Origin of the sequence: Actinobacillus succinogenes 130Z (assembly GCF_000017245.1) — a bacterium.
Classification (GTDB): domain Bacteria; phylum Pseudomonadota; class Gammaproteobacteria; order Enterobacterales; family Pasteurellaceae; genus Exercitatus; species Exercitatus succinogenes.
The window spans coordinates 144457-167775 of sequence record NC_009655.1 but is presented as its reverse complement, the minus strand read 5'-3'; the positions used below and the strand labels follow the sequence as shown (position 1 = coordinate 167775).

Genomic DNA, 23319 nt, shown 5'->3' with positions numbered 1-23319 from the left:
TCAGCCTGAATATCGGTTCCGCTGATTTTACAAGCGATTGCCAACCGTTATCAGGACTTTAACATTTTCCGATAATATACCGCTAAATAGTAAGGATTTAAACCTTAAAAATTTTAATAGTTCAAATAAAAATTTGTACGATCAAACACTTATCGAAATTTGATCAAGATCACATTTTTAGCCTATAAAAGCCGCTATGATTTGGTGTGACGACTATCTGACACAAAAACGAGGGTAAAATTATGAAAAACGTACGTGTTGAAGTGGATTTATTAGGCGAACGCGAAGTATCGAATGATGTGTATTGGGGGATTCATACATTAAGAGCGGTGGAAAATTTCAATATTTCCGATCATTGCATTTCCGACGTACCGGAATTCGTACGCGGTATGGTGATGGTGAAAAAAGCGACGGCGATGGCCAACGGCGAATTAGGTGCGATTCCGAAAAAAGTCTCCAAAGCTATCGTTCAGGCTTGTGATGAAATCCTGTTGAACGGACGTTGCATGGATCAGTTCCCGTCCGATGTTTATCAAGGCGGCGCAGGTACTTCCGTGAATATGAATACCAACGAAGTCGTAGCCAATTTAGCCTTAGAAATTTTAGGTCATCAAAAAGGCGAATACGATATTATCGACCCGATGGATCACGTGAACGCCAGCCAGTCTACCAACGATGCCTACCCGACCGGATTCCGTATCGCCGTGTACAACAGTATTATGCATCTGATTGAAAAAATCGAATATTTGCAACAAGGTTTCGACAAAAAAGCGGAAGAATTCGCCAATGTGTTGAAAATGGGGCGTACTCAGTTACAAGACGCCGTACCGATGACCGTGGGACAAGAATTCAAAGCCTTTGCGATTCTGCTTGAAGAAGAAGCGAAAAATTTAAAAGATACGGCGGAATTATTGCTGGAAGTCAACTTAGGTGCGACGGCAATCGGAACCGGTTTGAATACCCCGGAAGGTTACCGCGAATTGGCGGTGAAATGTTTATCCGAAGTAACCGGTTTGCCTTGCGTCGGTTCCGAAAATCTGATTGAAGCCACTTCCGACTGCGGTTCTTATGTAATGGTGCACGGCGCGCTGAAACGAAGCGCGGTCAAAATTTCGAAAGTTTGTAACGACTTACGTCTGCTGTCATCCGGTCCGCGAGCAGGATTGAACGAGATCAATCTGCCCGAATTGCAAGCCGGTTCTTCCATCATGCCGGCAAAAGTAAATCCGGTTGTGCCCGAAGTGGTAAACCAAGTGTGCTTTAAAGTGATCGGTAACGATACGACCGTAACTTTTGCCGCCGAAGCCGGCCAGTTACAGTTAAACGTAATGGAACCGGTAATCGGTCAAGCGATGTTCGAATCTATCGATATTCTCGCTAACGCATGTGTGAATTTGCGTGATAAATGTATCGACGGTATCACCGTAAACAAAGAAATCTGTGAAAATTACGTGTTTAACTCTATCGGTATCGTGACCTATCTGAATCCGTTTATCGGCCACCATAACGGCGATATTGTGGGTAAAATCTGCGCACAAACCGGTCGCAGCGTACGAGATGTAGTACTGGAAAAAGGCTTACTGACCGAGGCGCAGTTAGATGATATTTTATCCGTTGAAAACCTGATGAAACCGACCTATAAAGCGGCGCGTTTTACCGACGAAGAATAAGCGACGGCGAAAATCATCACAGGAAATAATAGCTATGCAAATGAAACAATTAACCTTAGCAACCTTATTGGCCTTCTCGGCGTTTTCCGCTTCCGCCGCAGATTTGCCTAATCTGACCGTGCTCGCTACCGGCGGCACCATCGCCGGCAGCGGTGAAAGCGAAGTAAGTTCCGCTTATCAGGCGGGTCAGTTGAATATCGACACTTTATTAAACGCCGTGCCGGAAATCAAATCGCTGGCAAACGTGAAAGGCGAACAGGTGGTGAAAATCGGTTCGCAGGATATGAGCGACGATATCTGGCTGAAACTGGCGCGTACCATTAACGGTCAATGCGGCGGTACCGACGGTTTTGTGATTACTCACGGCACGGACACCATGGAAGAAACCGCTTATTTCCTCGACATGACGGTGAAATGCGAAAAACCGGTGGTCATGGTGGGCGCAATGCGTCCGGCAACGGAGAAAAGTGCGGACGGCCCGTTGAATCTTTATAACGCCGTGGTGGTGGCGAAAGATAAAAAATCTTCCGGTCGCGGTGTATTGGTGGCGATGAATGACGAAGTGCTGGGGGCGCGTGATGTCACCAAAACCAGCACAACTTCCGTGCAAACTTTCCGTTCACCGAATTTCGGTACTTTAGGTTATGTACATAACAGTAAAGTGGATTACGAACGTTCGCCGGAAAGCAAGCATACTATCGACACGCCGTTTAATGTGGATCATTTGGAAAAACTGCCGAAAGTGGGTATTGTTTACGCTTATGCCAATATGCCGACGGAACCGTTGAAAGCGTTGCTTGATGCGGGTTATGAAGGTATCGTGGTCGCCGGCGTGGGCAACGGCAATATGAATAAAGCGAATCTGGATTTGTTGGCGGAAGCCGCTAAGAACGGCGTAACGGTGGTGCGTTCCTCCCGCGTACCGACAGGTTACACCACCCGAGATGCGGAAGTGGACGACAGCCAATACGGCTTTATTGCCTCCGGTACGTTGAATCCGCAAAAAGCCCGCGTGTTATTGCAGTTAGCGTTAACCAGAACCAAAGACGCGGTACAAATTCAGCAGTATTTCGAAGATTTCTGAATTTGCCGAAAAACGTTGTGTTTTTTGACCGCACTTGAATCGCAAACACCCGACAAGATACAATGTCGGGTGTTTTTTATGGGAGTTAAAGTACGAAGAAAATTCGTATTCTGTTTGTCTGTTTAGGGAATATCTGCCGTTCTCCTATGGCGGAGTTTATGATGCGGCATAAAGCAAAATTAGCGGGATTGAGTGATTTTATCGAAACGGACAGTGCGGGAACATCGGGTTGGCATGACGGTAAGGATATGCATTGCGGCACGGCGGATATGCTGGATTTACATAAAATCGGCAGCACCGGTTTTGTCAGTCGCAAAGCGGACGTTGCGGATTGGGAACATTTCGACTATATCGTGGCGATGGATCATCAAAACCTGCGGGATTTGCAAGCGCTGTTCGGTAAAAAATCCGATAAATTATTCGGCATCGCCGAATTAGTCCCCGAGTTGCAATACGATCATATTCCCGATCCCTGGTACACCCATAATTTTCAGGAAACCTATCAGTTGTTAGACGTGTGCTGTGATGCCTTACTGGCAAAAATTCGACGCGAACATAAACTTTAAAAATGCCGGGCAGATCACATTTTTTATGTTTGAAATCGGTTAAGATATAAACATATCCTAGAGATATTCTCTTTTCTTTTTTGATTTATCCCACAGGAGTAAAGCTTATGTTTCCGGAATTCCGTGATTTAATTACCAAACTAAAAACCGAAGATGCGCATTTTGCCCGCTTATTTGAAAGACACAACGAGCTGGATCACAAAGTCAAAAACATCGAAGACCATATCGAGATGGGAACGCCGAGCGAAGTGGAAATGCTCAAGAAGGAAAAACTTCAGTTGAAAGACGCCATGTACGCCATCTTGAAAAAAGCTTCATAAATGCCTTCGGACGGTTGCATTCGGGGGCGTATAAGTTAGAATGAGCGGACTTGATTCGAACAGGTTATGCTTATGTTAGATATTGTTTTATACGAACCTGAAATCCCGCAAAATACCGGCAATATTATCCGTTTGTGCGCCAATACCGGTTTTCGCCTGCATCTAATCGAACCGCTCGGGTTTACTTGGGATGACAAACGTCTGCGTCGGTCCGGTTTGGATTACCATGAATTCGCCGAAATCAAACGGCATAAAACGTTCGAGCGGTTTATTGAAAGTGAAAAACCGAAACGTTTATTCGCTCTTACCACCAAAGGCGGACCGGCACACAGTGAAGTGCGGTTCGAATCGGGTGATTTTTTAATGTTCGGTCCTGAAACCCGCGGCATCCCGATGTCGATTTTAGACAACATGCCGATGGAACGGAAAATCCGCATTCCCATGACGGCAAACAGCCGCAGCATGAACCTGTCCAATTCCGTCGCCGTTGCGGTATACGAAGCCTGGCGCCAACTCGGTTATCAGGGAGCGGTGAATTTAACCCGTTAATTTCTAAATACTTCTTTCAATATATTCAATACAGCCACATTTTTCGCCGACTGCGCGGCGTTTGCCACTACGGCGGAAATGCGTTTGCCGGGTAATGTTGTATTCGGCAGTACTTGTTGCAACCGGTGATTTTCGGCGAAAACTTGTAATTCGCCGCTAAGTATAAAAGTCAGCCCCATTCCTTCGCTTGCCAAGTAATAAGCGCTCGCCGATGCATTCGGGCATTCGGTACGGTGTTCGGGCAGGCATTTCGGCAGGTTCAAGGCTTCAAAAGCGTTGAGCAATATGAAATCGCTGTGGTTAAGCCAGTGGGCGGTAAGTAAATCCGCAGGTTGATTGATGGGGGTTCTTGTCAAATAATCCGGCGAAGCGGCGATACACAACGACCATTCCGCTAAGCGATACACCACATTATCGGGCGAATCGCTGATGTCGCCCGCCCGGATAGCGATGTCCGCCGTGCTGTGTTGTAATTGAGCCATAGTATCTTCGGCGAGCAAGACAAGCTGAATATCGGGCAAATTCTGTTCCACCGTCTTCAATAAAGCTCGAATTTCTTTGGTTCGCACCAACCCAGTGGGTAAAGAAAGGCGCACCATACCGCTAGGTTTGGCTTTAAGTGCGGTCATTTTTTCGTGCGTTTCCGTCATCACGTCCGCCAGTTTTGAAGCCTGTTGCCATAAAATTCTGCCCGATTCGGTCAGTTCTAAACGGCGAGTATTGCGATTGAGCAATTTCAACCCGTAATAGGCTTCCAGATTTTGCAAATGCTGACTAACCGCACTTGCCGTCATGCCTAAACTTTCTGCAGCACGGCTCATACTGCCTTTTTTGATGACTTCATTGAAAATTAACAGACGTTTTGTATTTTCCATGTTCAAGTTTAACTTAAAAGTATTTTCAGAATTATTGGTATTATCAAGTAAAACTGTGTGTATTAAAATATACCCAACTTAAATAGTCAATCAAAACTTAAATGAGGAATATGTTATGACAACGATTTCAATTTTCGGCAAAGGTAATATGGGTAAAGTGCTGGCGGAACGTTTCACGCAGGCCGGTAATCAAGTGACAACGGTCGGACGTAATGAGAATGCAAAACTGGGCGAAATCGTCATCTTTGCCGTCCCATTCGCAGCAGTTGATGATATTATCAACCAATATCGCAATCAATTAGCCGATAAAATTGTGATTGACATTACCAATCCGGTGGACTTCGCTACCATGGATGATTTGGTGGTGCCGCCCGACAGTTCTGCGGCTGCGGTTATCGCACAAAAATTACCGGCTTCAGCGGTAATCAAAGCGTTTAACACTAATTTGGCGGCGAATATCGGTTCCGGAAAAGTGGCCGATCTCGCTCAAACCACGGTGTTGCTCGCCGGTGATTGCGAACAATCCAAGGCAAAAGTAACCGAAGTTTTAAACGGTAGCGGTTTGGCGGTAAAAGATGCGGGTTCGCTCAAACGGGCGAGAGAATTGGAAGCTCTCGGTTTCTTGCAAATTACTCTTGCAGTGCGGGAACAAATCGGCTGGACAGGCGGTTTTGCGTTGTTTGCATAAAAAAGTTATGAGGAGAAAAAAATGCCGCATATTTCGATTAAATGTTATCCCAAAGGGTTGAACGCACAGGAATTGCAACGTTTTGCCGATGACTTAACGGCGTTTGTCAGCGAACGTCTGCATACGCCTGAAGAGTGGATTACCATTGATTATCAGGAAATGCCTGCTGATGAATGGAAGGAAAAAGTTTATGATGCGGAAGTTAAACCGAACGGCAAACATTTTTTACGCCGACCGCATTATGAATTATAAGGAAGAGTAACATGAAATTTAAAACCGTTTTAGCCTGCGCATTATTGATGAGTTCTTTTGCTTTCGCCCAAGAACCCGTGCGCTATTTCGGACAGAGCGAGCAAGGTTATCGGGCCTCGCAACCTTACGGCGTAAATGAAAAAGCGGGGCATTACGCCCAATCGGCGGACGCCGAAATTTGGTATGAAATCTACGGTAAAGGCGAACCTGTGGTAGTGTTGCACGGCGGCATGGTCGGTTCGGTGGCGGAAATGGGCGAATTTATCGATGAATTGGCGAAAACCAAGCAAGTGATTGCCATCAGTACCCGCGGACATGGTAAATCCTTTGCCGGCGGTAATCAAAGCTATCCGCAAAAAGCCGAAGATGTGTTAGCCGTATTAAATGCCGCCAAAGTTCAAGGCAAAGTCAGTTTGCTCGGGTTTAGCGACGGCGGCTATACGGCGTTATTTTTCGGTGCAAACTATCCTGAACGTACGGCAAAAATCGTTGCCATCGGTGCGGGCGAATGGAAAAAAGGCTTTGTGCAAGGCACTCGTAACCCGAATATGACCTTTCAAGACTTGGAAAAACTTGACCGCACTTTTTGGGCGCAGCAAGCCGGAATCCGTCCTGAACCTGCCAAAACCGCCGACTGGTTCGACAGCCTTAATGAAACCTACAATCACACCGGCGTAGAAGCGGACGTGTTCCAAAAAATCATGGCGCCGACCTTATTTGTGGTGGGCGAAAAAGATACCAATGCGCCGTTGGATACGGTGTTAAGTGCATATAAAATGACGAAAAACGCCCAACTTTCGGTGATTCCAAATGCTAACCACCCGGTTTTTGCGGAGAATTTCCAAGCCGTATGGACGGCGGTAAAACCGTTCTTAGATACGAAATAAAAGTATGTAGCCCGGGTCGTTTGGATTTATTGGTCGGGTAACATTGCCCGACCTTGTATATTAAAAATCAGATAAACCGGCAACCGCTAGCACAATGTTATCCACAGCTACGTTTACTCGGTTATTAGGGCGCGGTGAATTTAAACTGTCGGTGGCCGAATGTTCTGCCATTCTTGAGCGTATCCCTGCCAATTTGAATTTTTACATCGCGTTTATTAACGACGACATAAAAATCGAGCTCTGTAAAATACGGAGCTCGATCGTTAAGTTTACTTTTCACTGTCTAAAAGTGCGGTCGGTTTTAATGACGTTTTTTAGATTAAATATCCAGATTTGCACGTAACGCGTTGGTTTCGATGAAGTCGCGGCGCGGTTCCACTTCATCCCCCATTAAGGTGGTGAATAGCTGATCCGCTTCGACGGCGTCTTTAATGGTGACCTGCAACATATGGCGCGCTTCCGGATCCATAGTGGTTTCCCAGAGTTGTTCCGGGTTCATTTCGCCTAGCCCTTTGTAACGCTGTACGGTTAAACCGCGGCGGGACTGTGCTACCAGCCAGTTGATCCCTTCTTCGAAACCGCTAATCGGTTTTTTGGTTTCGCCGCGTTGAATATAGGCAGTGTCTTCCAATAATCCGTCGATTTTTTTACCTAAATTTACTACGCGGGCGTATTCGTTGCTGTGAGCAAAATTGAAATCCAGCAGATAGTTGGTATCAATACCGTGCGCGCGGACGGTCAGTACAATGTCGTACATATTCCGTTCGCCGTTGAACTGAGTTCGAATGCGGTAATGGTTGCTGTCGGTATCCTGTTCTTCCAGTATTTTTACCAGAGAATTCGCCCAATTTTCCACCGCACTTTGATCTTCCAGAATAGATGTGGTCAATTCGGGATAATAAATCAATGATTTTAACAGGATTTCCGGATAGCGACGGTGCAGGCGCGCAATCATTTGTTGTACGCCGTTAAATTCGGATACCAGATTTTCCAACATTAAACCGTTCATCGCCGGGGCGTTTTCATTCACATAAAGCGCCGCGTCCTCCAGTGCTATCGCCAATTCGTATTGGGTCATGGATTCGTCGTCTTTCAGGTATTGTTCCTGTTTGCCTTTCTTCACTTTATAAAGCGGCGGCTGGGCGATATAGACGTAACCGCGTTCAATCAGTTCCGGCATTTGGCGGTAGAAGAACGTCAGCAATAATGTACGGATGTGCGAACCGTCCACATCCGCATCGGTCATGATAATAATTTTGTGATAACGCAGTTTTTCCGGATTATATTCGTCGCGTCCGATTCCGCAACCCAGTGCGGTGATTAACGTACCCACTTCCTGAGAAGACAGCATTTTGTCGAATCGGGCTTTTTCCACATTCAGGATTTTACCCTTTAACGGCAGAATAGCCTGGTTTTTGCGGTTGCGGCCTTGTTTGGCCGAACCGCCCGCAGAATCCCCTTCCACCAGATAAAGCTCGGAAAGGGCGGGATCCCGTTCCTGACAATCCGCCAGTTTGCCCGGCAGACCGGCAATATCCAGTACGCCTTTGCGGCGGGTCATTTCACGGGCTTTACGGGCGGCTTCACGGGCACGTGCCGCCTCTACGATTTTGGTGGCGATAATTTTGGCGTCGTTCGGATTTTCTTCCAGATATTCCTGCAACCGCTCGTTCATGGCGGATTCCACGGCGCCTTTTACTTCGGAAGAAACCAGTTTGTCTTTGGTTTGCGAGGAGAATTTCGGATCCGGTACTTTCACGGAAATCACCGCGACCAAGCCTTCGCGGGCGTCATCGCCGGAAGTATCCACTTTATCTTTATCGCTTTTCCCTTTCTTGTTTAAACCGGATTTATCCATATAGGCATTCAGGGTGCGAGTCAACGCCCCGCGGAAACCCGCCAAGTGGGTACCGCCGTCCCGTTGCGGAATATTGTTGGTAAAACAGTAAATATTTTCGTTATAACTGTCATTCCACTGCAATGCCACTTCAACGCCGATACCCTCTTTTTCCATCGTAAAATAGAATGGTTTTTGATGAATCGGCGTTTTATTTTGGTTTAAAAATTCCACGAAAGCCTGGATACCGCCTTCGTAGTGGAAATGATCATTTTTACCGTCTCGTTCGTCGAATAATTTGATAGATACGCCTGAATTCAGGAAAGAGAGTTCGCGTAACCGTTTTTTCAGAATATCGTATTCGAAAACGGTTTTAGTGAAAATAGCGGAACTTGGCCAGAAGTGTACTGTAGTACCTGTTTTTTCGCTGTCACCGATGATTTTCAACGGCGCTTGCGGTTCGCCCAGGTGATAGAACTGCTCGTGTACATGTCCCTGGCGGCGGATGGTAAGTTGAAGTTTGTCAGAAAGGGCGTTCACCACGGAAACCCCCACACCGTGTAATCCGCCCGATACTTTATAGGAGTTATCGTCGAATTTACCGCCGGCATGCAATACGGTCATAATCACTTCTGCCGCCGAAACGCCTTCTTCCGGGTGAATATCTACCGGAATGCCGCGCCCGTCGTCCTGTACGGATATGGAATTGTCTTCATGAATGGTGACGATAATGTCTTTACAATAACCGGCTAACGCCTCGTCAATAGCATTGTCTACCACTTCAAAAACCATGTGATGCAAGCCCGTGCCATCATCCGTATCTCCGATATACATTCCGGGGCGTTTACGTACCGCATCTAAGCCTTTCAATACTTTGATGCTGCCCGCACCGTAATTTTCGGCTGTATTCTCTGACATAAAAATATCTCTTATTTGTTGCAAAAAATTGGCGAAATTATAGCAGAAAAGAGGAAAAATAGCACGGATTAATGCCGGCAAAGTGCGGTCGGAAAACGCAAAGTTTTTTGAGTCTCGGTTAGGTCAACGCCCCTGGCGGAACGTTCTTTCCGAAGGATAGCGAATAACAAAATAGCGTTTGAGGGAATGCCGGTTTTAGAAAGTCGTTACGTTTACGGGATATATTTTCGGATAAACGGCAACCCGGCGCCGATTAACGCTGCGTTTTGCTGTAAAGCGGCGATGCGGATGAATTGTCCGCTCAGCGGAAACGGGGCATGATTTTCTACCAGCCGGCTTAAGAGCGACAGGTCTTCATCGCGTAAATAAGGGGCGATTTCTCCGCCTAAAATAATGTCCCGTTCCAACAAAAGATATACGTAATTCAATGCCTTGGCGAAGTAGGTTAAGAATCGGAGCCAACGGGCATAGGTCGGTTGATCGTCGGTACGCAGTTTCAGAAAAAAGTGTTCCAGGGATTCGCCGGATTGTAAAAGTGCGGTTAAAGAACAATAAGTTTCTAAACAGCCGATTTGACCGCAATAACAAGGATTACCGTTGTCGTTTATGCGGAAATGTTCCAGCGCGCCGGAATAGCCCTGTTTGCCTTGATCAATCTGATTATTGAGAATTAATGCGCCGCCGAGATGTTCGCTGACGGAAATATAAACGGCGTTATGAATGTGTTGTTTCGCATGCCATAATTCGGCATTGGCGGCGCATTTGACATCGTGCAGCAGGATTACGGGATAAGCGAAATACGGTTGCAGTGTCGCGACGCTGAGATGATCATAAGGTAAGATTTTGCCGTATAAAATAGTTTGCCCGTCTTTATTGGCTATCCCCTGAAAGGAAATCCCCACCCCTAAAATCCGACTGTCGTTATAGCCCTGATCCGCAATAAATCCGTTTATAGTGTGACAGAGACTTTGAATATAGTTCAAGCTGTTCTCAAAATTCACCATGAAATAATTCACTGTAGAAATATCGCCTTTCAGATTAATGACGGCGCATTTGATACTTTTGGACTGGATTTCCACTCCGATGGAAACGGCGGCATCGTCCACCAACCGATAAGCGGTGGCCGGTCTGCCGCCTTGTGGTGCACACATGCCGTTTTCTTGAATTTTTCCTTCCGCTTCTAAAGCGGATACATTATTAACGACAGTGGGTAGGCTGAGTTTCAATAAACGGGCAATTTGGGGTTTCGACAGTAATTCGTGGTGAAAAAACAAACGGTATATGTTGAGGTAATTGCTTTGTTTCACATCCTGCGCAGTAACTCGACTCATTTTATCCCTCATACCTTCAAAAACTTTTTAATTTTGTGAATTCTATCACATTTTTGATAAAAACTTTGCTCTTCTCCGTCGATTTACTTGCTTATTTGTTGCACAGAGAATAATCTAAAATCACTTTAATAAAATATCTTTATTAAAGTTGATTTTATTAAATGGAGAAAATGATTATGGGTATCTTGGAAAAAATGAAATTAAACGGCAAAACGGCATTTGTTACCGGCGGGGCGCGAGGTATCGGTAAAAGTGTTGCGACGGCATTTGCCGAGGCGGGAGCCAATATTGCTATCGCAGATTTCGATATTGCCGAAGCGGAAAAAACGGCGGCGGAAATTGCACAAGCGACAGGTGTAAAAGCCATCGCGGTAAAAACGGACGTTACTCAGCCCGAAAGCGTCAATCAATTAATCGATACCGTTAAGAAAGAATTCGGCAAATTAGATATTGCATTCTGTAATGCGGGTATTTGTTTGAACGTGCCTGCGGCGGAAATGAGTTATGAACAATGGTTGAAAGTGATCAATGTGAATTTAAACGGCGTATTTCTGACCGCTCAGGCCGCAGGTAAATTGATGATTGAACAGGGAAGCGGCGGTTCCATTATTAATACCGCGTCTATGTCCGCACATATCGTGAACGTACCGCAACCGCAATGTGCCTATAACGCGTCTAAAGCGGGCGTCATCCAGCTAACCAAATCGCTGGCTATCGAATGGGCGCAGCACAATATTCGCGTTAACAGTTTAAGCCCGGGTTATATCGGTACGGAACTGACTCTCAATTCCAAAGAATTACAACCGTTAATCAAAACCTGGAACGATATGGCGCCGTTACACCGCTTAGGCAAACCGGAAGAGTTACAGGCGATCTGTGTCTATCTTGCCGGCGATACCAGCAGTTTTACAACCGGTTCCGATTTTATCGTAGACGGGGCATTCACCTGCTTCTAATCAATTTTCGGACTATCCGGTTCTACCGGATAGTTCTTCTAGACAGCCAAAAGCGCTTTGTACTTGTATAGGAGGCATTTATGAATGCTGATGCAAAAGTAACCGTTCAAAACGGCCAGGCTTATTTGGGGATTGAACTGGGTTCTACCCGAATTAAATCCGTATTAATCGACGAACAAGGGAATATTCTCGCCAAGGGTAGTTTTGAATGGGAAAACCATTTCACCGACGGTATTTGGACGTATCCGCTGGATGAAGTCTGGGCGGGGATAGCACAAAGTTATCAGGATATGAGTAACGCCGTTAAAAGCAAGTATGGTATTCGGCTCACCCGCCTTGCCGCCATAGGGATCAGCGCTATGATGCACGGTTATTTGCCTTTTGACGCGCAGGATAACCAGCTTGCGGAATTCCGCACTTGGCGTAACAACACCACGGCGGTGGCTGCGGATGAACTCACCGAACGGTTGCAATACAACATTCCTCAACGATGGAGTGTCGCTCACCTTTATCAAGCCGTGCTGAATCAGGAAGAACATGTTAAAAATATCGCCTATATCACTACATTGGCGGGCTATGTTCACTGGCAGTTAACCGGCGAAAAAGTGTTGGGGGTCGGCGATGCTTCCGGTATGTTCCCGATTGATTCGGGTATTAAAAACTACGATGAAAATATGGTGAATATTTTCAACGAACTGGTTGCTGATCGGAATTTTAACTGGACGCTGAATCAAATTCTGCCGAAAGTGCTAGTAGCGGGTGAGCCTGCCGGGGTATTAAGCGAAAAAGGCGCAAAATTACTGGATCCGGCCGGTTATCTGCAGGCGGGATGTCCGCTTTGTCCGCCGGAAGGCGATGCCGGAACCGGTATGATGGCGACTAACAGTATTAAGGTGAAAACCGGTAATGTTTCCGCCGGTACGTCGGCTTTCGCCATGGTAGTGTTAGAAAAACCGTTGTCAAAAGTTTATCGTGACCTGGATATGGTCACCACGCCTGACGGCGAACCGGTGGCGATGGCGCATTCTCAGAATTGCAGTTCGGATCTGAACGCCTGGTTCCATTTATTCAGTGAAGTTTTACGTACTTTTCGCGCCGATATTACGACCGACCATCTATACGATTCATTGTTTACCAAAGCCTTAGAAGCTTCACCGGACGGCGGAGGCTTGTTGTCTTATTGTTTCTATTCCGGCGAACACGGAGTGGATTTGCTTACCGGTTGCCCGTTATTCCTGCATTCCGCCAAATCCGAATTTAACTTGGCCAATTTCATTCTGGTACAACTTTATACTGCCTTCGGTGCGATGAAACTCGGCATGGATACGCTGACCAAACAGGAAAAAGTTAAGGTAGAAAAAATCTTTGCCCACGGCGGTTTGTTTAAAAGTAAAGGCGTGGCGCAGCATGTACTGGCGTCGGCGTTGGACGTGCCGGTTGCGGTATTGGATACCGCCGGTGAAGGCGGTGCCTGGGGAATTGCCTTATTGGCGGCATACACCCGACAAGCTGACCGTCCGTTGGCCGATTTTTTGGAACAAACGGTTTTTGCCGGCGCCGTGGATAACGTTTTGGCACCGGATCCCGTTTGGGTCGGGGGGTATGAAAAATTTATTCAGCGTTATAAAGACGGATTATCCGTCGAACGGGAAGCGGCTAAATTTGCGAATCCCGTGTAAAAACACCGCTTTTTTTGACCGCACTTTATGACAATTAAAACCGCACTAAGCACGGCGTTTTGTTAAAAATGTCATGCTTAGCGTAAGGAGTTTTTATGAACCGACAAAATAAATGGTTAAAACGTATCGGTTACGGTTTCGGCGATTTCGGCTGTAACTTAGTATTCAGTACCATGGCGTCTTACCTTATGTTTTTCTATACCGACGTATTCGGCATTGAAGCCGCCGTGGTCGGTACCATGATGTTATCCACCCGGTTGTTGGATGCCGTGACGGATGTACTGATGGGATTGGTTGTTGACCGTACGCATACCCGCTGGGGTTCCGGTCGGCCTTATTTTGTGATCGGCGCCATTCCGTTTGCGATTTTTACCACATTAACGTTTTACGTGCCTGATTTCGGTACGGCGGGGAAAATCATTTGGGCCTATTGCACTTATATTATGCTTTCTCTTGCCTATACTGTAGTGAATATTCCGTTAAACACCATTGTTCCGCGTTTAACGTCGGACATTAACGAACGAAATATTCTGGTGGCAAGCCGTATGATTTGCGCCTTGTTGGGGACGACCGTGGTGATGGGGATTACCCAACCGTTGGTGGATTTCTTCGGCGGCGGCGACTATAAGCAAGGCTATTTCATCACCATGACGGTTTACGGCGTGCTGGCCATGTTGATTTTCTTTTTTACTTTTACCCAAACGGAAGAAGTGGTACCGCCAACCGTCGTGCGAAGCGAAAAATCTTCCGTATGGGATGATTTCAGAGGACTGACTTCACAATCCTGGATTTTAGTTTTAGTGAATTTCTTCTATTTCGGCCTGTTCGTTGTGCGTAATACTTCCGTAATTTATTACTTTACATATAACCTGAACAGTACCGGATGGTTGACCTTCGTCGGCTTTTTCGGGATTTTATCCGGTTTACCGATTCTGTTGTTATTGCCTCGGCTGCAAAAAATCTTTCCGCAACGCACCCTGATCATCGCCTGCTGTGCGCTTTATCTTGTCGGTGATGCCATTGCCTACATCGGTAAGGATTCTCTGTTCCTGCAACTGACCAGTTTAGCCGTTACCGGTTTGGGAATGTACGGTATTTTCGGTGTGACTTTTGCCATTCAACCGGATGTGATTGATTATTCCGAATATGAGAAAAACCGCAGTATACCGGGTATGATCGCCTCAATGCAGGGATTTTTCGTAAAATTCGGTATGGGCGTAGCCGGACTTTCTATCGGTTGGATCCTTGAGGCCGGCGGTTATCAGCCGAATGTGGCGCAAACCGACTCCGCTTTATTCAGTATCGAGGTTTGCTACATTTGGATTCCGGTCATTATTTGTCTCAGTATTGTGGCATTAATGAGCTTCTACAAACTGGACGGATTACGCAGCGAAATGAGCCGGGTATTGGATTTACGCAGAAAACAAATGGAATACGCCGATAAATTTTAGGAGAACATATCATGAGTACTGATTTCATTATTCCGATGTCGGGGAAGTTGGTATCCCTCGAACAAGTACCCGATGAAACTTTTTGTCAAAAGAAACTTGGTGACGGTTTCGCCGTGATTTTACAGGGCGAAGTGGTTGTCAGTCCGATTTCAGGCGTGGTCATTGCCGCTTTTCCGACAGGACATGCTTTTATTATCCGCCGGGAGGACGGTTTGGAAGTATTGATTCACATCGGACTCAACTCGGCGGCGAAATCCGAAGCGTTTCGTATGCAGATTGAAAAATATCAGGAAATAGAACGGGGCGACGTATTGGTTTATATTGACCGACAAAAACTCGGCGATACGGAGGCCGATCTGGTTTCGCCCATTGTGTTTGCGAATCCCGGAATCAGAATCAATCTGTTGAAATCGGAGCAAGACGTGTTAGTGGGGGATCCGGACGCCGTTAGCGTTTCATTGTGATATTTGAATATCAAGCAGTTATTTTAAATAATCCGCAACGCCGGAGTCGGCCTAAATTGCCGGCTTCGGCGTTGCAATTCGGTTACAGGTAAATTTTCTTTTGGTAATTATTTTTTCTTGTATGATAATGGTATAACCAATCTAAAGGATCAGAATCATGATATTACAGGAAAGACAAGAAACCATTATGCGCTACTTAAAAAGCCACAATATGGCGACGGTAGAGCAGCTGGTAAAAGTTACCCATTCTTCCCCGGCGACCATTCGTCGGGATTTGATTAAACTGGATCAGCAGGGTTCCATTATCCGTACGCACGGCGGCGTAGCGTTAAATCAATTTATTCCCTTTCAGCCCACCACCAATGAAAAGCAATACCGTCAGATTGTGGAAAAAGAGCATATTGCGGAATACGCTTCTTCACTGATAAAGGCCGGGGATTCCGTGGTTTTGGATGCCGGCACGACTACGCTTTGTATCGCCAAAAGAATTACCCATCTCCCGTTGCGGGTCATTACCACCGATTTGCATATATCCCTCTTGCTGTCCGAATATAAGCAGATTGAAGTGATTATGACCGGCGGACGGATCGATACCAGCAGCCAATCCTGCATAGGAGCCCAAAGTTTGGCGTTTCTGCAAACGATTAATCCGGATTTTGCTTTTGTCAGCTGTAATTCATGGTCATGGGAAAAGGGCATCACCGCTCCGACGGAAGAGAAAGCGGCATTGAAGAAATCGCTGTTACAAAATGCCGTTAATCGGATCTTGGTGGCGGATAGCAGTAAATATGGCAAATATTCGTTATTCTGCGCCACTAATTTAACGGATTTGACCCGCATTATTACGGATTCTAATCTTGATGCCGAAATACAGCAGCAATTATCCGATAAAAGATTCGAACTGGCTATCGTATAAATCCGCAGGATAAAATTATCTCGTTTTTATTGGTAATGTCTGCTCGGGTGTTTCTTTATTTAAGATGCAGACAGCGCCAATGTGCAAAAAATATCGTATTTTTGACCGCACTTTACGGCATGGAAATAAAAAATCTCCGGCTTAAGGCCGGAGATTTTATCGTCGGTATTCTTGTTATAACGGCCGGTTATCGGCTTAAGTCGATTTGGTATACCGCAAATCCGATTTCATCTATGCCCACAAAGGTCATCGGATGACGGGCGTTAGTTTGAATAAATTCCATCGCTTTGTCCGTCGGCGAGGTTTCGAAACGGATATCCAATTTTCCGTCGCTGCGAATCGGTGCAATCCGCCAGTTCTTATCTACTTTCGGTGACACTTCGCCCTTTGCTTTACTTTCCGACGAAATATAATCCGCCACAACCTGGCGGTTTTCATTCGGCGACGCGAATACGATGTGATCATCGCCCGTTCCCGGGAATTTATTGCCGTAAGCGCGATAATTATTGGTGACAATCAGAAAATTCGCTTTCGGATTAACCGGTTTTCCTTTAAATTTTAATTCCACAACACGGTGTGAATTCGGATTAATCAGATTGCACTCGCCGTCATAACGGGCCGGTCGGGTTATATCGAATTGATATTCCACGCCGTCAATTACGTCATAATTATAAGTGCGGAAACCGTCCCAGTTTAAAAGGTATTGCGTTTCTTCGCTGGCGGCGTCAATTTGATTGAACATACCGGCGCTGCATTCCAGCCATTCTTTCAGTTCTGCGCCCGTGACTTTGACCACGACCAGCATATTCGGATAAAGGTATAAATCGGAAGCGTTACGGAAGGTTAAATGTCCTTTACTGACTTCGGTAAACCCGAGCGGATCGTTTTTGCGTCCGCCGACTTTGAACGGCGCCGACGCGCTTAACACCGGTAATTTAGCCAGCTTAGGCAGGTTCTTCATGATTTTTTCGGCATAGGCTTTTTGGGCGCGGTTCACGATTTGTATGGTCGGATCATCCTGCACTAACGCCAGATAACTATACATATTATCGCTTGAACGGCCGATCGGTTGAGAGACGAATCTGAGTGTGGCTTCATGTACCGGCTGTAAAAGTGCGGTGATTTTCGGATGATTTTTTACTGTCGGCGTTTTCGTTTGTTCGTCGTAAATCGGACGTAAAGCGGAGGAACCGTTCACTACCGTCCATTTTCCCCGACGTTTCGCCAACGTTAAATCAATTACGCTGATATGATTCGCCCAGTACCCGGCCATGCCGGCGGGGATGTTTCGGATGGTACCTTTGGCAATATCGACATGCGGCGATTTTTCAAATTCCTTACTCGGGAATAAACCGTGAGAATGTCCGAAAACAATGGCGTCAATGCCTTTTACCGTGGCTAAATGAAAGGCGGCATTTTCCATTCCCGCACGATAAGGACCGTCAAAAGGTCCGGTATGCGCCAATGCAACGATAATATCCGCGCCGTTCTTTTTCAGAATCGGAATGTATTTGCGCGCAGTCCGGACAATATCCCGTACTTGCACTTTGCCCGCCAGGTTCGCTTTATCCCAGAGCATAATCTGCGGCGGTACAAAACCGAGATAACCGATACGGATTTTCTGTCTGTTGCCCGCCTGATCCAATACCTCTTTTTCCTGCACGGCATAAGGCTGGAACATGGGTTCGTCGGTACCTTTGCGCACTATGTTGCTATTGATGGTGGGATATTGCGCCTGTTTGATGACGCGGTTTAGATATTCCAAACCGTAATTGAATTCATGATTTCCCAGTGTCCCTACATTGTATCGCATTTCGTTATTGACTAAGATCGCCGGATGCGGTTTGCCTTGTTTGGCTCCTTCCGCCGCTTGATAATCCGCAATCGGATTACCCTGAATTAGATCGCCGTTATCGACCAAAATGGAATTCGTTACTTCCCGGCGCGCCTGCTCAATTAACGTCGCGGCACGGGTGAACCCGAATCTGTCGGTCGGCGCGTCTCGGTAATAATCGAAATTCGTTAAAAAACAATGAACATCAGTGGTTGCGATAATGCGTAATTCGACTTGACGGTTGTTGCCGGCTGCCGCCCAACCGTAACGATCGGTTCCCAACACCAGAAAGGCGCCGGCTCCGAGCTGAATGAATTTTCGTCTATCCATTTTTACCCCATGGTTATCTTCTAAGGCAAGGTAACGCTAAATTTTTGATGAAATCGTACTGCCGCATAAAACATAGAAAAAGTGCGGTCACAAAATGAAAGTTTTTATTAGGATCCGTTTATGAAAGATAAACAGGCGGTATTTAAACCAGCGATAATTCCACGTCCATTTTGTGGATTTTTTCCTGTGCGTTTATTACTAATCCTTTATCACAAATAATACGATTAAATGTCGTCAACGGAAAGAGCGAGAACGTGGCGACTTTGCCGTATTTTGAAGAATCGGAAACCAAGACTTTACGCCTGCTGGCTTGGATAATGGCCCGTTTGACAGAAATTTTGTCTTCGTCCGGCGTAGTTAACCCGGCCAGATTCCACGAAGAAGTCGAAATAAACGCCAGATCGATGGAAAGCTGGCGTAATGCCTGTGCCGCCAATTCGCCGACGGAAGAACGATTGGCTTTATTCACGGTACCGCCGATATGAATCAGCCGACATTTTCCGTTGACCATCAGATAATTGGCAATAACAAAATCATTGGTCACCAGTAACAAGTCTTCACGCTCGGTAATATATTTGGCGATTTCAAGTGTTGTGGTGCCTGCGTCCAAATAAACTACGCAGTTTTCCGGAATCAGGTTTGCCGCCGCTTTACCGATTTTTTCTTTTTGTTCGTGGGAAAGCCGGGATTTGTCGTCATGAGGCAGTTCTACCGTCAGTCTTTCTAACAACTGTACGCCGCCGGACACCGAAATTACTTTTCCTTCGCTTTCGAGTTTCTGAATATCCCGTCGAATCGTCATGTGAGAAACGTTTAATTTCTCCATTAATGCGCTAATACTGATTACACCGTGTTTTCGGATAAGTTCAAGCTCAATACGAAGCCGTTCTACAGGTATCATCTTATCTCCTTGGGTCTATCGTACCTCATTATATGACTTTGTCATATATTATCAATGCATATCTTTTTTGAACATATTTTAACAATATTTATCATTTTTGCGATCTTGATCACAGATTTTCACATATTTATCGGGCAGAATACTCACCGCCATCACAATTAATTTATTTTGAGGAGAATTCGTTATGAATAAATCTTATTCTGTTGCAGTTATCGGTTTGGGTTCTATGGGAATGGGCGCCGCTATGTCTTGCGTGAATGCCGGCTTAACTACCTACGGTATCGATTTAAACCCGGCGGCATTAGAAAAACTGCAGGCTGCCGGTGCTAAAGCGGTGGCAACCGACGGTCATGATTTTGCGCAAGAATTAGATGCGGTGGTTGTGTTGGTGGTAAATGCGGCACAAGCCGATTCAGCCTTATTCGGCGAAAACGGAATCGCAAAGAAATTAAAAGCGGGTACCGCGGTAATGGTGTCGTCTACTATGGCGGCGTCAGATGCAAAAGCAATTTCACAAAAATTAACAGAGTTAGGCTTGGTAATGTTAGACGCGCCGGTATCGGGCGGAGCAGCCAAAGCCTTAAAAGGTGAAATGACGGTCATGGCGTCGGGGCCGAAACAGGCTTTTGATAAATTACAGCCCGTATTAGACGCTACCGCCGCGAAAGTTTACAACATCGGCGAAGAAATCGGTTTAGGGGCGACGGTGAAAATTGTGCATCAATTATTGGCCGGCGTGCATATCGCCGCAGGCGCGGAAGCGATGGCGCTGGCGTCAAAAGCCGGTATCCCGTTAGATGTGATGTATGACGTGGTGACCAACGCCGCAGGTAATTCCTGGATGTTTGAAAACCGTATGAAACACGTGGTGGACGGTGATTATACGCCGCTTTCTATGGTGGATATTTTCGTAAAAGATTTGGGTTTAGTCAATGACACCGCAAAATCGCTGCACTTCCCGCTTCATCTTGCAAGCACGGCTTATTCAATGTTTACCGAAGCGAGTAATGCGGGTTACGGCAAAGAAGATGACAGTGCGGTAATCAAAATCTTCAGCGGCGTAAATTTACCGAAAAAAGGAGCGTAATGATGTTAGGCGTTATTGCAGATGATTTCACTGGCGCCAGCGATATTGCCAGTTTCTTAGTAGAAAACGGGCTAAGTGCGGTGCAAATGAACGGCGTGCCGAAGCAGCCGTTAAACAGCCGGGTAGATGCGATTGTTATCAGCTTAAAATCTCGTTCTAACCCGGCGAATGAAGCCGTTGAACAATCTTTAAATGCTTATAACTGGTTGCAAGAAAACGGTTGTACACAGTTTTATTTTAAATACTGTTCCACCTTTGACAGCACGGCGAAAGGCAATATCGGCCCGGTTACCGATGCTTTGTTAGAGGCGTTAAACGAAGATTTCACCGTGATTACGCCGGCCTTGCCGGTGAACGGTCGAACCATATTTAACGGTTATTTATTTGTGGGCGAGCAATTATTAAGCGAATCCGGCATGAAAAATCACCCGATTACACCGATGACGGACGCGAACCTAATGCGTTTGATGGACGCTCAAGCCAAAGGCAAAACAGGTTTGGTGGCGTATGCCGATGTGATTCAAGGTGCGGCGCGTGTAAAAGAACGCTTTGCGGAACTTAAAGCGCAAGGTTATCGCTATGCCGTAGTGGACGCGGCGGATAATTCCCAACTTGAAGTGCTTGCCGAAGCGGTGGCCGGTTTGAAATTGGTGACGGGCGGTTCCGGTTTGGGTGCTTATATAGCGGCCCGTTTAAGCGGCGGCAAAAAAGGTACGAACGCCTTTACGCCGACTAAAGGCAAAACCGTAGTGCTTTCGGGATCCTGCTCGGTTATGACCAACAAACAGGTGGAAAAATACTGCGAAAAAGCACCGCACTTTCAGCTTGATGCGGCACAAGCGATTAATAATCCCAACTATGCAGAAGAACTTTATCAATGGGTAACCGCAAACCTTGACGCACCGCTTGCACCGATGGTGTATGCAACGGTTCCGCCTGAAGCGTTGAAAGCGATTCAAAATGAATTCGGTGCGGATAAAGCCAGTCATGCCATTGAAAACACCTTTGCGCAGTTAGCGGCGAAATTAAAACGGTACGGCGTGACCAATTTTATTAATGCGGGGGGCGAAACCTCAAGTATCGTGGTGCAACAGCTCGGTTTCTCGGGGTTCCATATCGGTAAACAAATCGCTCCGGGTGTGCCCTGGTTGAAAGCGGTGGAAGAAGATATTTATCTGGCGCTTAAATCGGGCAATTTCGGTAAAGAAGACTTCTTCGAATATGCACAAGGAATGTTTGTATGACGGATTTAGAACAAAAAGCATTGATGGTGCGACTCGGACGTTCTTTTTATGAACGCGGTTACACCGTCGGCGGCGCCGGCAATTTATCCGTGCGTCTTGATGATAATCGTGTGTTAGTGACGCCGACAGGCTCTTCTTTAGGTCGTTTAACGGCGGAATGTTTGTCGGTGTTGGATATGGACGGCAATGTGCTGGAAGGCAATAAGCCATCGAAAGAGTCCGTGTTTCACTTGGCGATGTACAGAAAAAATCCGGCGTGCAAAGCCATTGTGCATTTACATAGTACTTATTTGACCGCACTTTCTTGTTTGGAAGGGCTGGATCCAAATAACGCAATGCGCGCTTTCACGCCTTACTATGTCATGCGTGCAGGCAAAATGCAGGTGATTCCCTATTATCGTCCCGGTTCGCCGAAAATTGCGGAAGCGCTGAGCGAACGGGCTTTGACGGGCAAAGCGTTTTTGCTGGCTAACCACGGCGTAGTCGTGACCGGTGCCGACTTACTGGACGCCGCAGATAACACGGAAGAATTAGAAGAAACCGCCAAATTATTCTTTATCTTGCAAGGACAAAAAATCCGTTACTTGACTGATGAAGAAGTGAAAGATCTAGAAAACAGAGGGAAATAATTATGCCTAAATTTGCAGCCAATTTAACCATGATGTTTAAGGAAGTGCCGTTCTTAGACCGATTCGAAGCCGCCGCTCGAGCAGGATTTAAATATGTGGAATATTTATGGCCTTATGATTATCCGGCGGAAGAACTTAAAGCCAAGCTCGATCAATACGGATTGAAACAAGTGTTATTTAATTCTTTACCGGGCGATATTGCCGCCGGCGAATGGGGCGTATCCGCCATTCCCGGGCGAGAGGAAGAAAGTCACCGGCATATCGATTTGGCATTGGAATATGCGCTTGTGTTGAAATGCCCGACCGTTTTGATTATGGGGGGCGTCGTACCGCCGGGTCAAAACCGGGCTAAATACAAACAAACCTTTATCGATAACTTACGCTACGCCTCGGAAAAATTTAAAGCGCACGGTATTAATATCGTACTGGAATCCTTAAGCCCGCAGGTGAAAGAAAACTACTTGATGAGAACGCAGGACGACGCCTTGGAAATCATTGATTTGGTCGATCGGGATAATGTTTTTTTACAACTTGATTACTATCACGCCCAAAATGTAGAAGGCAATCTGGCACGTTTAACGGATCGCGTCAAGAATGTGCTTTATCACGTGCAAATCGCTTCGGTGCCGGATCGTCACGAACCGGACGAAGGTGAAATCAATTATCCTTTTATTTTCAATAAATTGGATGAAATCGGTTATCAAGGTTATGTGGGCTGCGAGTATAACCCGCGTGGCGATACCGCTGCCGGTTTAAACTGGTTCCAAGCCTATAAATAATCGTCCGAAGAGATAACGGTTTTAAGGCGACGGATAATAGTCCGTATTTAAAAAATGTTTAGTTTTTTGACC

Annotated in this window: 22 protein-coding genes; 17 read left to right on the top strand and 5 right to left on the bottom strand. The window is 46.2% G+C overall.

Features of this window, described 5'->3' with window-relative positions; all coding sequences use genetic code 11:
- Positions 1–242 precede the first annotated feature (242 nt).
- From aspA to trmL, 5 genes are all read left to right on the top strand, one after another.
- Positions 243–1670, top strand: a complete 1428-nt coding sequence (aspA, locus tag ASUC_RS00760) for an aspartate ammonia-lyase (RefSeq protein WP_011978797.1) — start codon at positions 243–245, stop codon at positions 1668–1670.
- Between the two features lie 34 nt (positions 1671–1704).
- On the top strand, positions 1705–2754 hold the full coding sequence (gene ansB, locus ASUC_RS00755; protein ID WP_011978796.1) for an L-asparaginase 2: 1050 nt from the start codon (positions 1705–1707) through the stop codon (positions 2752–2754).
- A 101-nt stretch (positions 2755–2855) separates the two neighbouring features.
- Entirely contained in the window at positions 2856–3320 is a 465-nt protein-coding gene (locus ASUC_RS00750) for a low molecular weight protein-tyrosine-phosphatase (protein ID WP_041834584.1), read from the top strand.
- Between the two features lie 107 nt (positions 3321–3427).
- Positions 3428–3640: a YdcH family protein gene (locus tag ASUC_RS00745; RefSeq protein ID WP_011978794.1), complete on the top strand. Its 213-nt coding sequence runs from the start codon at positions 3428–3430 to the stop codon at positions 3638–3640.
- A gap of 72 nt (positions 3641–3712) precedes the next feature.
- Complete coding sequence (gene trmL, locus ASUC_RS00740; protein ID WP_011978793.1) at positions 3713–4189, top strand: tRNA (uridine(34)/cytosine(34)/5-carboxymethylaminomethyluridine(34)-2'-O)-methyltransferase TrmL; 477 nt, start codon at positions 3713–3715, stop codon at positions 4187–4189.
- On the opposite strand, the gene ASUC_RS00735 is transcribed toward trmL, so the two are convergent.
- Positions 4186–5064 (bottom strand): LysR family transcriptional regulator, encoded by an 879-nt coding sequence (locus ASUC_RS00735; protein WP_011978792.1) that lies wholly within the window; start codon positions 5062–5064, stop codon positions 4186–4188. The two genes, trmL and ASUC_RS00735, sit on opposite strands and share 4 nt — an antisense overlap.
- A 115-nt stretch (positions 5065–5179) precedes the next feature.
- Between ASUC_RS00735 and ASUC_RS00730 the strand changes: the two genes are divergently transcribed.
- From ASUC_RS00730 to ASUC_RS00720, 3 genes are read left to right on the top strand one after another with little or no spacing between them, the layout of a single operon-like run.
- Entirely contained in the window at positions 5180–5752 is a 573-nt protein-coding gene (locus ASUC_RS00730) for an NADPH-dependent F420 reductase (protein ID WP_011978791.1), read from the top strand.
- 21 nt (positions 5753–5773) lie between these two features.
- Positions 5774–6004, top strand: coding sequence for a tautomerase family protein (locus ASUC_RS00725; protein ID WP_011978790.1), 231 nt, complete (start codon positions 5774–5776; stop codon positions 6002–6004).
- Positions 6005–6015: 11 nt separating this feature from the next.
- The gene (locus ASUC_RS00720; RefSeq protein WP_011978789.1) at positions 6016–6891 is read left to right on the top strand and encodes an alpha/beta fold hydrolase; all 876 of its coding nucleotides are present in this window, start codon (positions 6016–6018) and stop codon (positions 6889–6891) included.
- Between the two features lie 319 nt (positions 6892–7210).
- Here the strand turns inward: ASUC_RS00720 and gyrB are convergent, their stop codons facing one another.
- Both gyrB and ASUC_RS00710 read right to left on the bottom strand, forming a co-directional pair.
- The gene (gene gyrB / locus ASUC_RS00715; protein WP_011978788.1) at positions 7211–9646 is read right to left on the bottom strand and encodes a DNA topoisomerase (ATP-hydrolyzing) subunit B; all 2436 of its coding nucleotides are present in this window, start codon (positions 9644–9646) and stop codon (positions 7211–7213) included.
- A 212-nt stretch (positions 9647–9858) separates the two neighbouring features.
- On the bottom strand, positions 9859–10977 hold the full coding sequence (locus ASUC_RS00710) for an ROK family protein (RefSeq protein WP_011978787.1): 1119 nt from the start codon (positions 10975–10977) through the stop codon (positions 9859–9861).
- Positions 10978–11147: 170 nt separating this feature from the next.
- On the opposite strand from ASUC_RS00710, the gene ASUC_RS00705 reads away from it, so the two are divergent.
- The 5 genes from ASUC_RS00705 (at position 11148) to ASUC_RS00685 (ending at position 16443) form a co-directional block, all read left to right on the top strand.
- A complete protein-coding gene (locus ASUC_RS00705) occupies positions 11148–11933 on the top strand; it encodes an SDR family oxidoreductase (protein ID WP_318248751.1) in 786 nt (261 codons plus the stop codon).
- 80 nt (positions 11934–12013) lie between these two features.
- Positions 12014–13612: a xylulokinase gene (locus tag ASUC_RS00700; protein WP_011978785.1), complete on the top strand. Its 1599-nt coding sequence runs from the start codon at positions 12014–12016 to the stop codon at positions 13610–13612.
- Between the two features lie 95 nt (positions 13613–13707).
- Complete coding sequence (locus ASUC_RS00695; protein ID WP_011978784.1) at positions 13708–15063, top strand: glycoside-pentoside-hexuronide (GPH):cation symporter; 1356 nt, start codon at positions 13708–13710, stop codon at positions 15061–15063.
- An 11-nt stretch (positions 15064–15074) separates the two neighbouring features.
- On the top strand, positions 15075–15527 hold the full coding sequence (locus ASUC_RS00690) for a PTS sugar transporter subunit IIA (protein WP_011978783.1): 453 nt from the start codon (positions 15075–15077) through the stop codon (positions 15525–15527).
- A 160-nt stretch (positions 15528–15687) separates the two neighbouring features.
- Positions 15688–16443 carry a DeoR/GlpR family DNA-binding transcription regulator gene (locus ASUC_RS00685; RefSeq protein WP_041834685.1) on the top strand — a complete coding sequence of 252 codons (756 nt, stop codon included), beginning with the start codon at positions 15688–15690 and terminating at the stop codon, positions 16441–16443.
- A 187-nt stretch (positions 16444–16630) separates the two neighbouring features.
- On the opposite strand, the gene ASUC_RS00680 is transcribed toward ASUC_RS00685, so the two are convergent.
- On the bottom strand, positions 16631–18607 hold the full coding sequence (locus ASUC_RS00680; protein WP_011978781.1) for a bifunctional 2',3'-cyclic-nucleotide 2'-phosphodiesterase/3'-nucleotidase: 1977 nt from the start codon (positions 18605–18607) through the stop codon (positions 16631–16633).
- Between the two features lie 142 nt (positions 18608–18749).
- Positions 18750–19508, bottom strand: a complete 759-nt coding sequence (locus ASUC_RS00675) for a DeoR/GlpR family DNA-binding transcription regulator (RefSeq protein WP_011978780.1) — start codon at positions 19506–19508, stop codon at positions 18750–18752.
- Between the two features lie 184 nt (positions 19509–19692).
- On the opposite strand from ASUC_RS00675, the gene ltnD reads away from it, so the two are divergent.
- Genes ltnD through otnI form a run of 4 tightly spaced genes read left to right on the top strand, consistent with a single transcriptional unit; the run spans position 19693 to position 23247 of the window.
- The gene (gene ltnD, locus ASUC_RS00670; protein WP_011978779.1) at positions 19693–20595 is read left to right on the top strand and encodes an L-threonate dehydrogenase; all 903 of its coding nucleotides are present in this window, start codon (positions 19693–19695) and stop codon (positions 20593–20595) included.
- Between the two features lie 2 nt (positions 20596–20597).
- Positions 20598–21839, top strand: a complete 1242-nt coding sequence (gene otnK / locus ASUC_RS00665; RefSeq protein WP_041834583.1) for a 3-oxo-tetronate kinase — start codon at positions 20598–20600, stop codon at positions 21837–21839.
- Complete coding sequence (otnC, locus tag ASUC_RS00660; RefSeq protein WP_011978777.1) at positions 21836–22468, top strand: 3-oxo-tetronate 4-phosphate decarboxylase; 633 nt, start codon at positions 21836–21838, stop codon at positions 22466–22468. Before otnK ends, otnC begins: the two co-directional genes overlap by 4 nt.
- Positions 22469–22470: 2 nt before the next feature.
- Positions 22471–23247, top strand: coding sequence for a 2-oxo-tetronate isomerase (gene otnI, locus ASUC_RS00655; RefSeq protein ID WP_011978776.1), 777 nt, complete (start codon positions 22471–22473; stop codon positions 23245–23247).
- Positions 23248–23319: the final 72 nt, after the last annotated feature.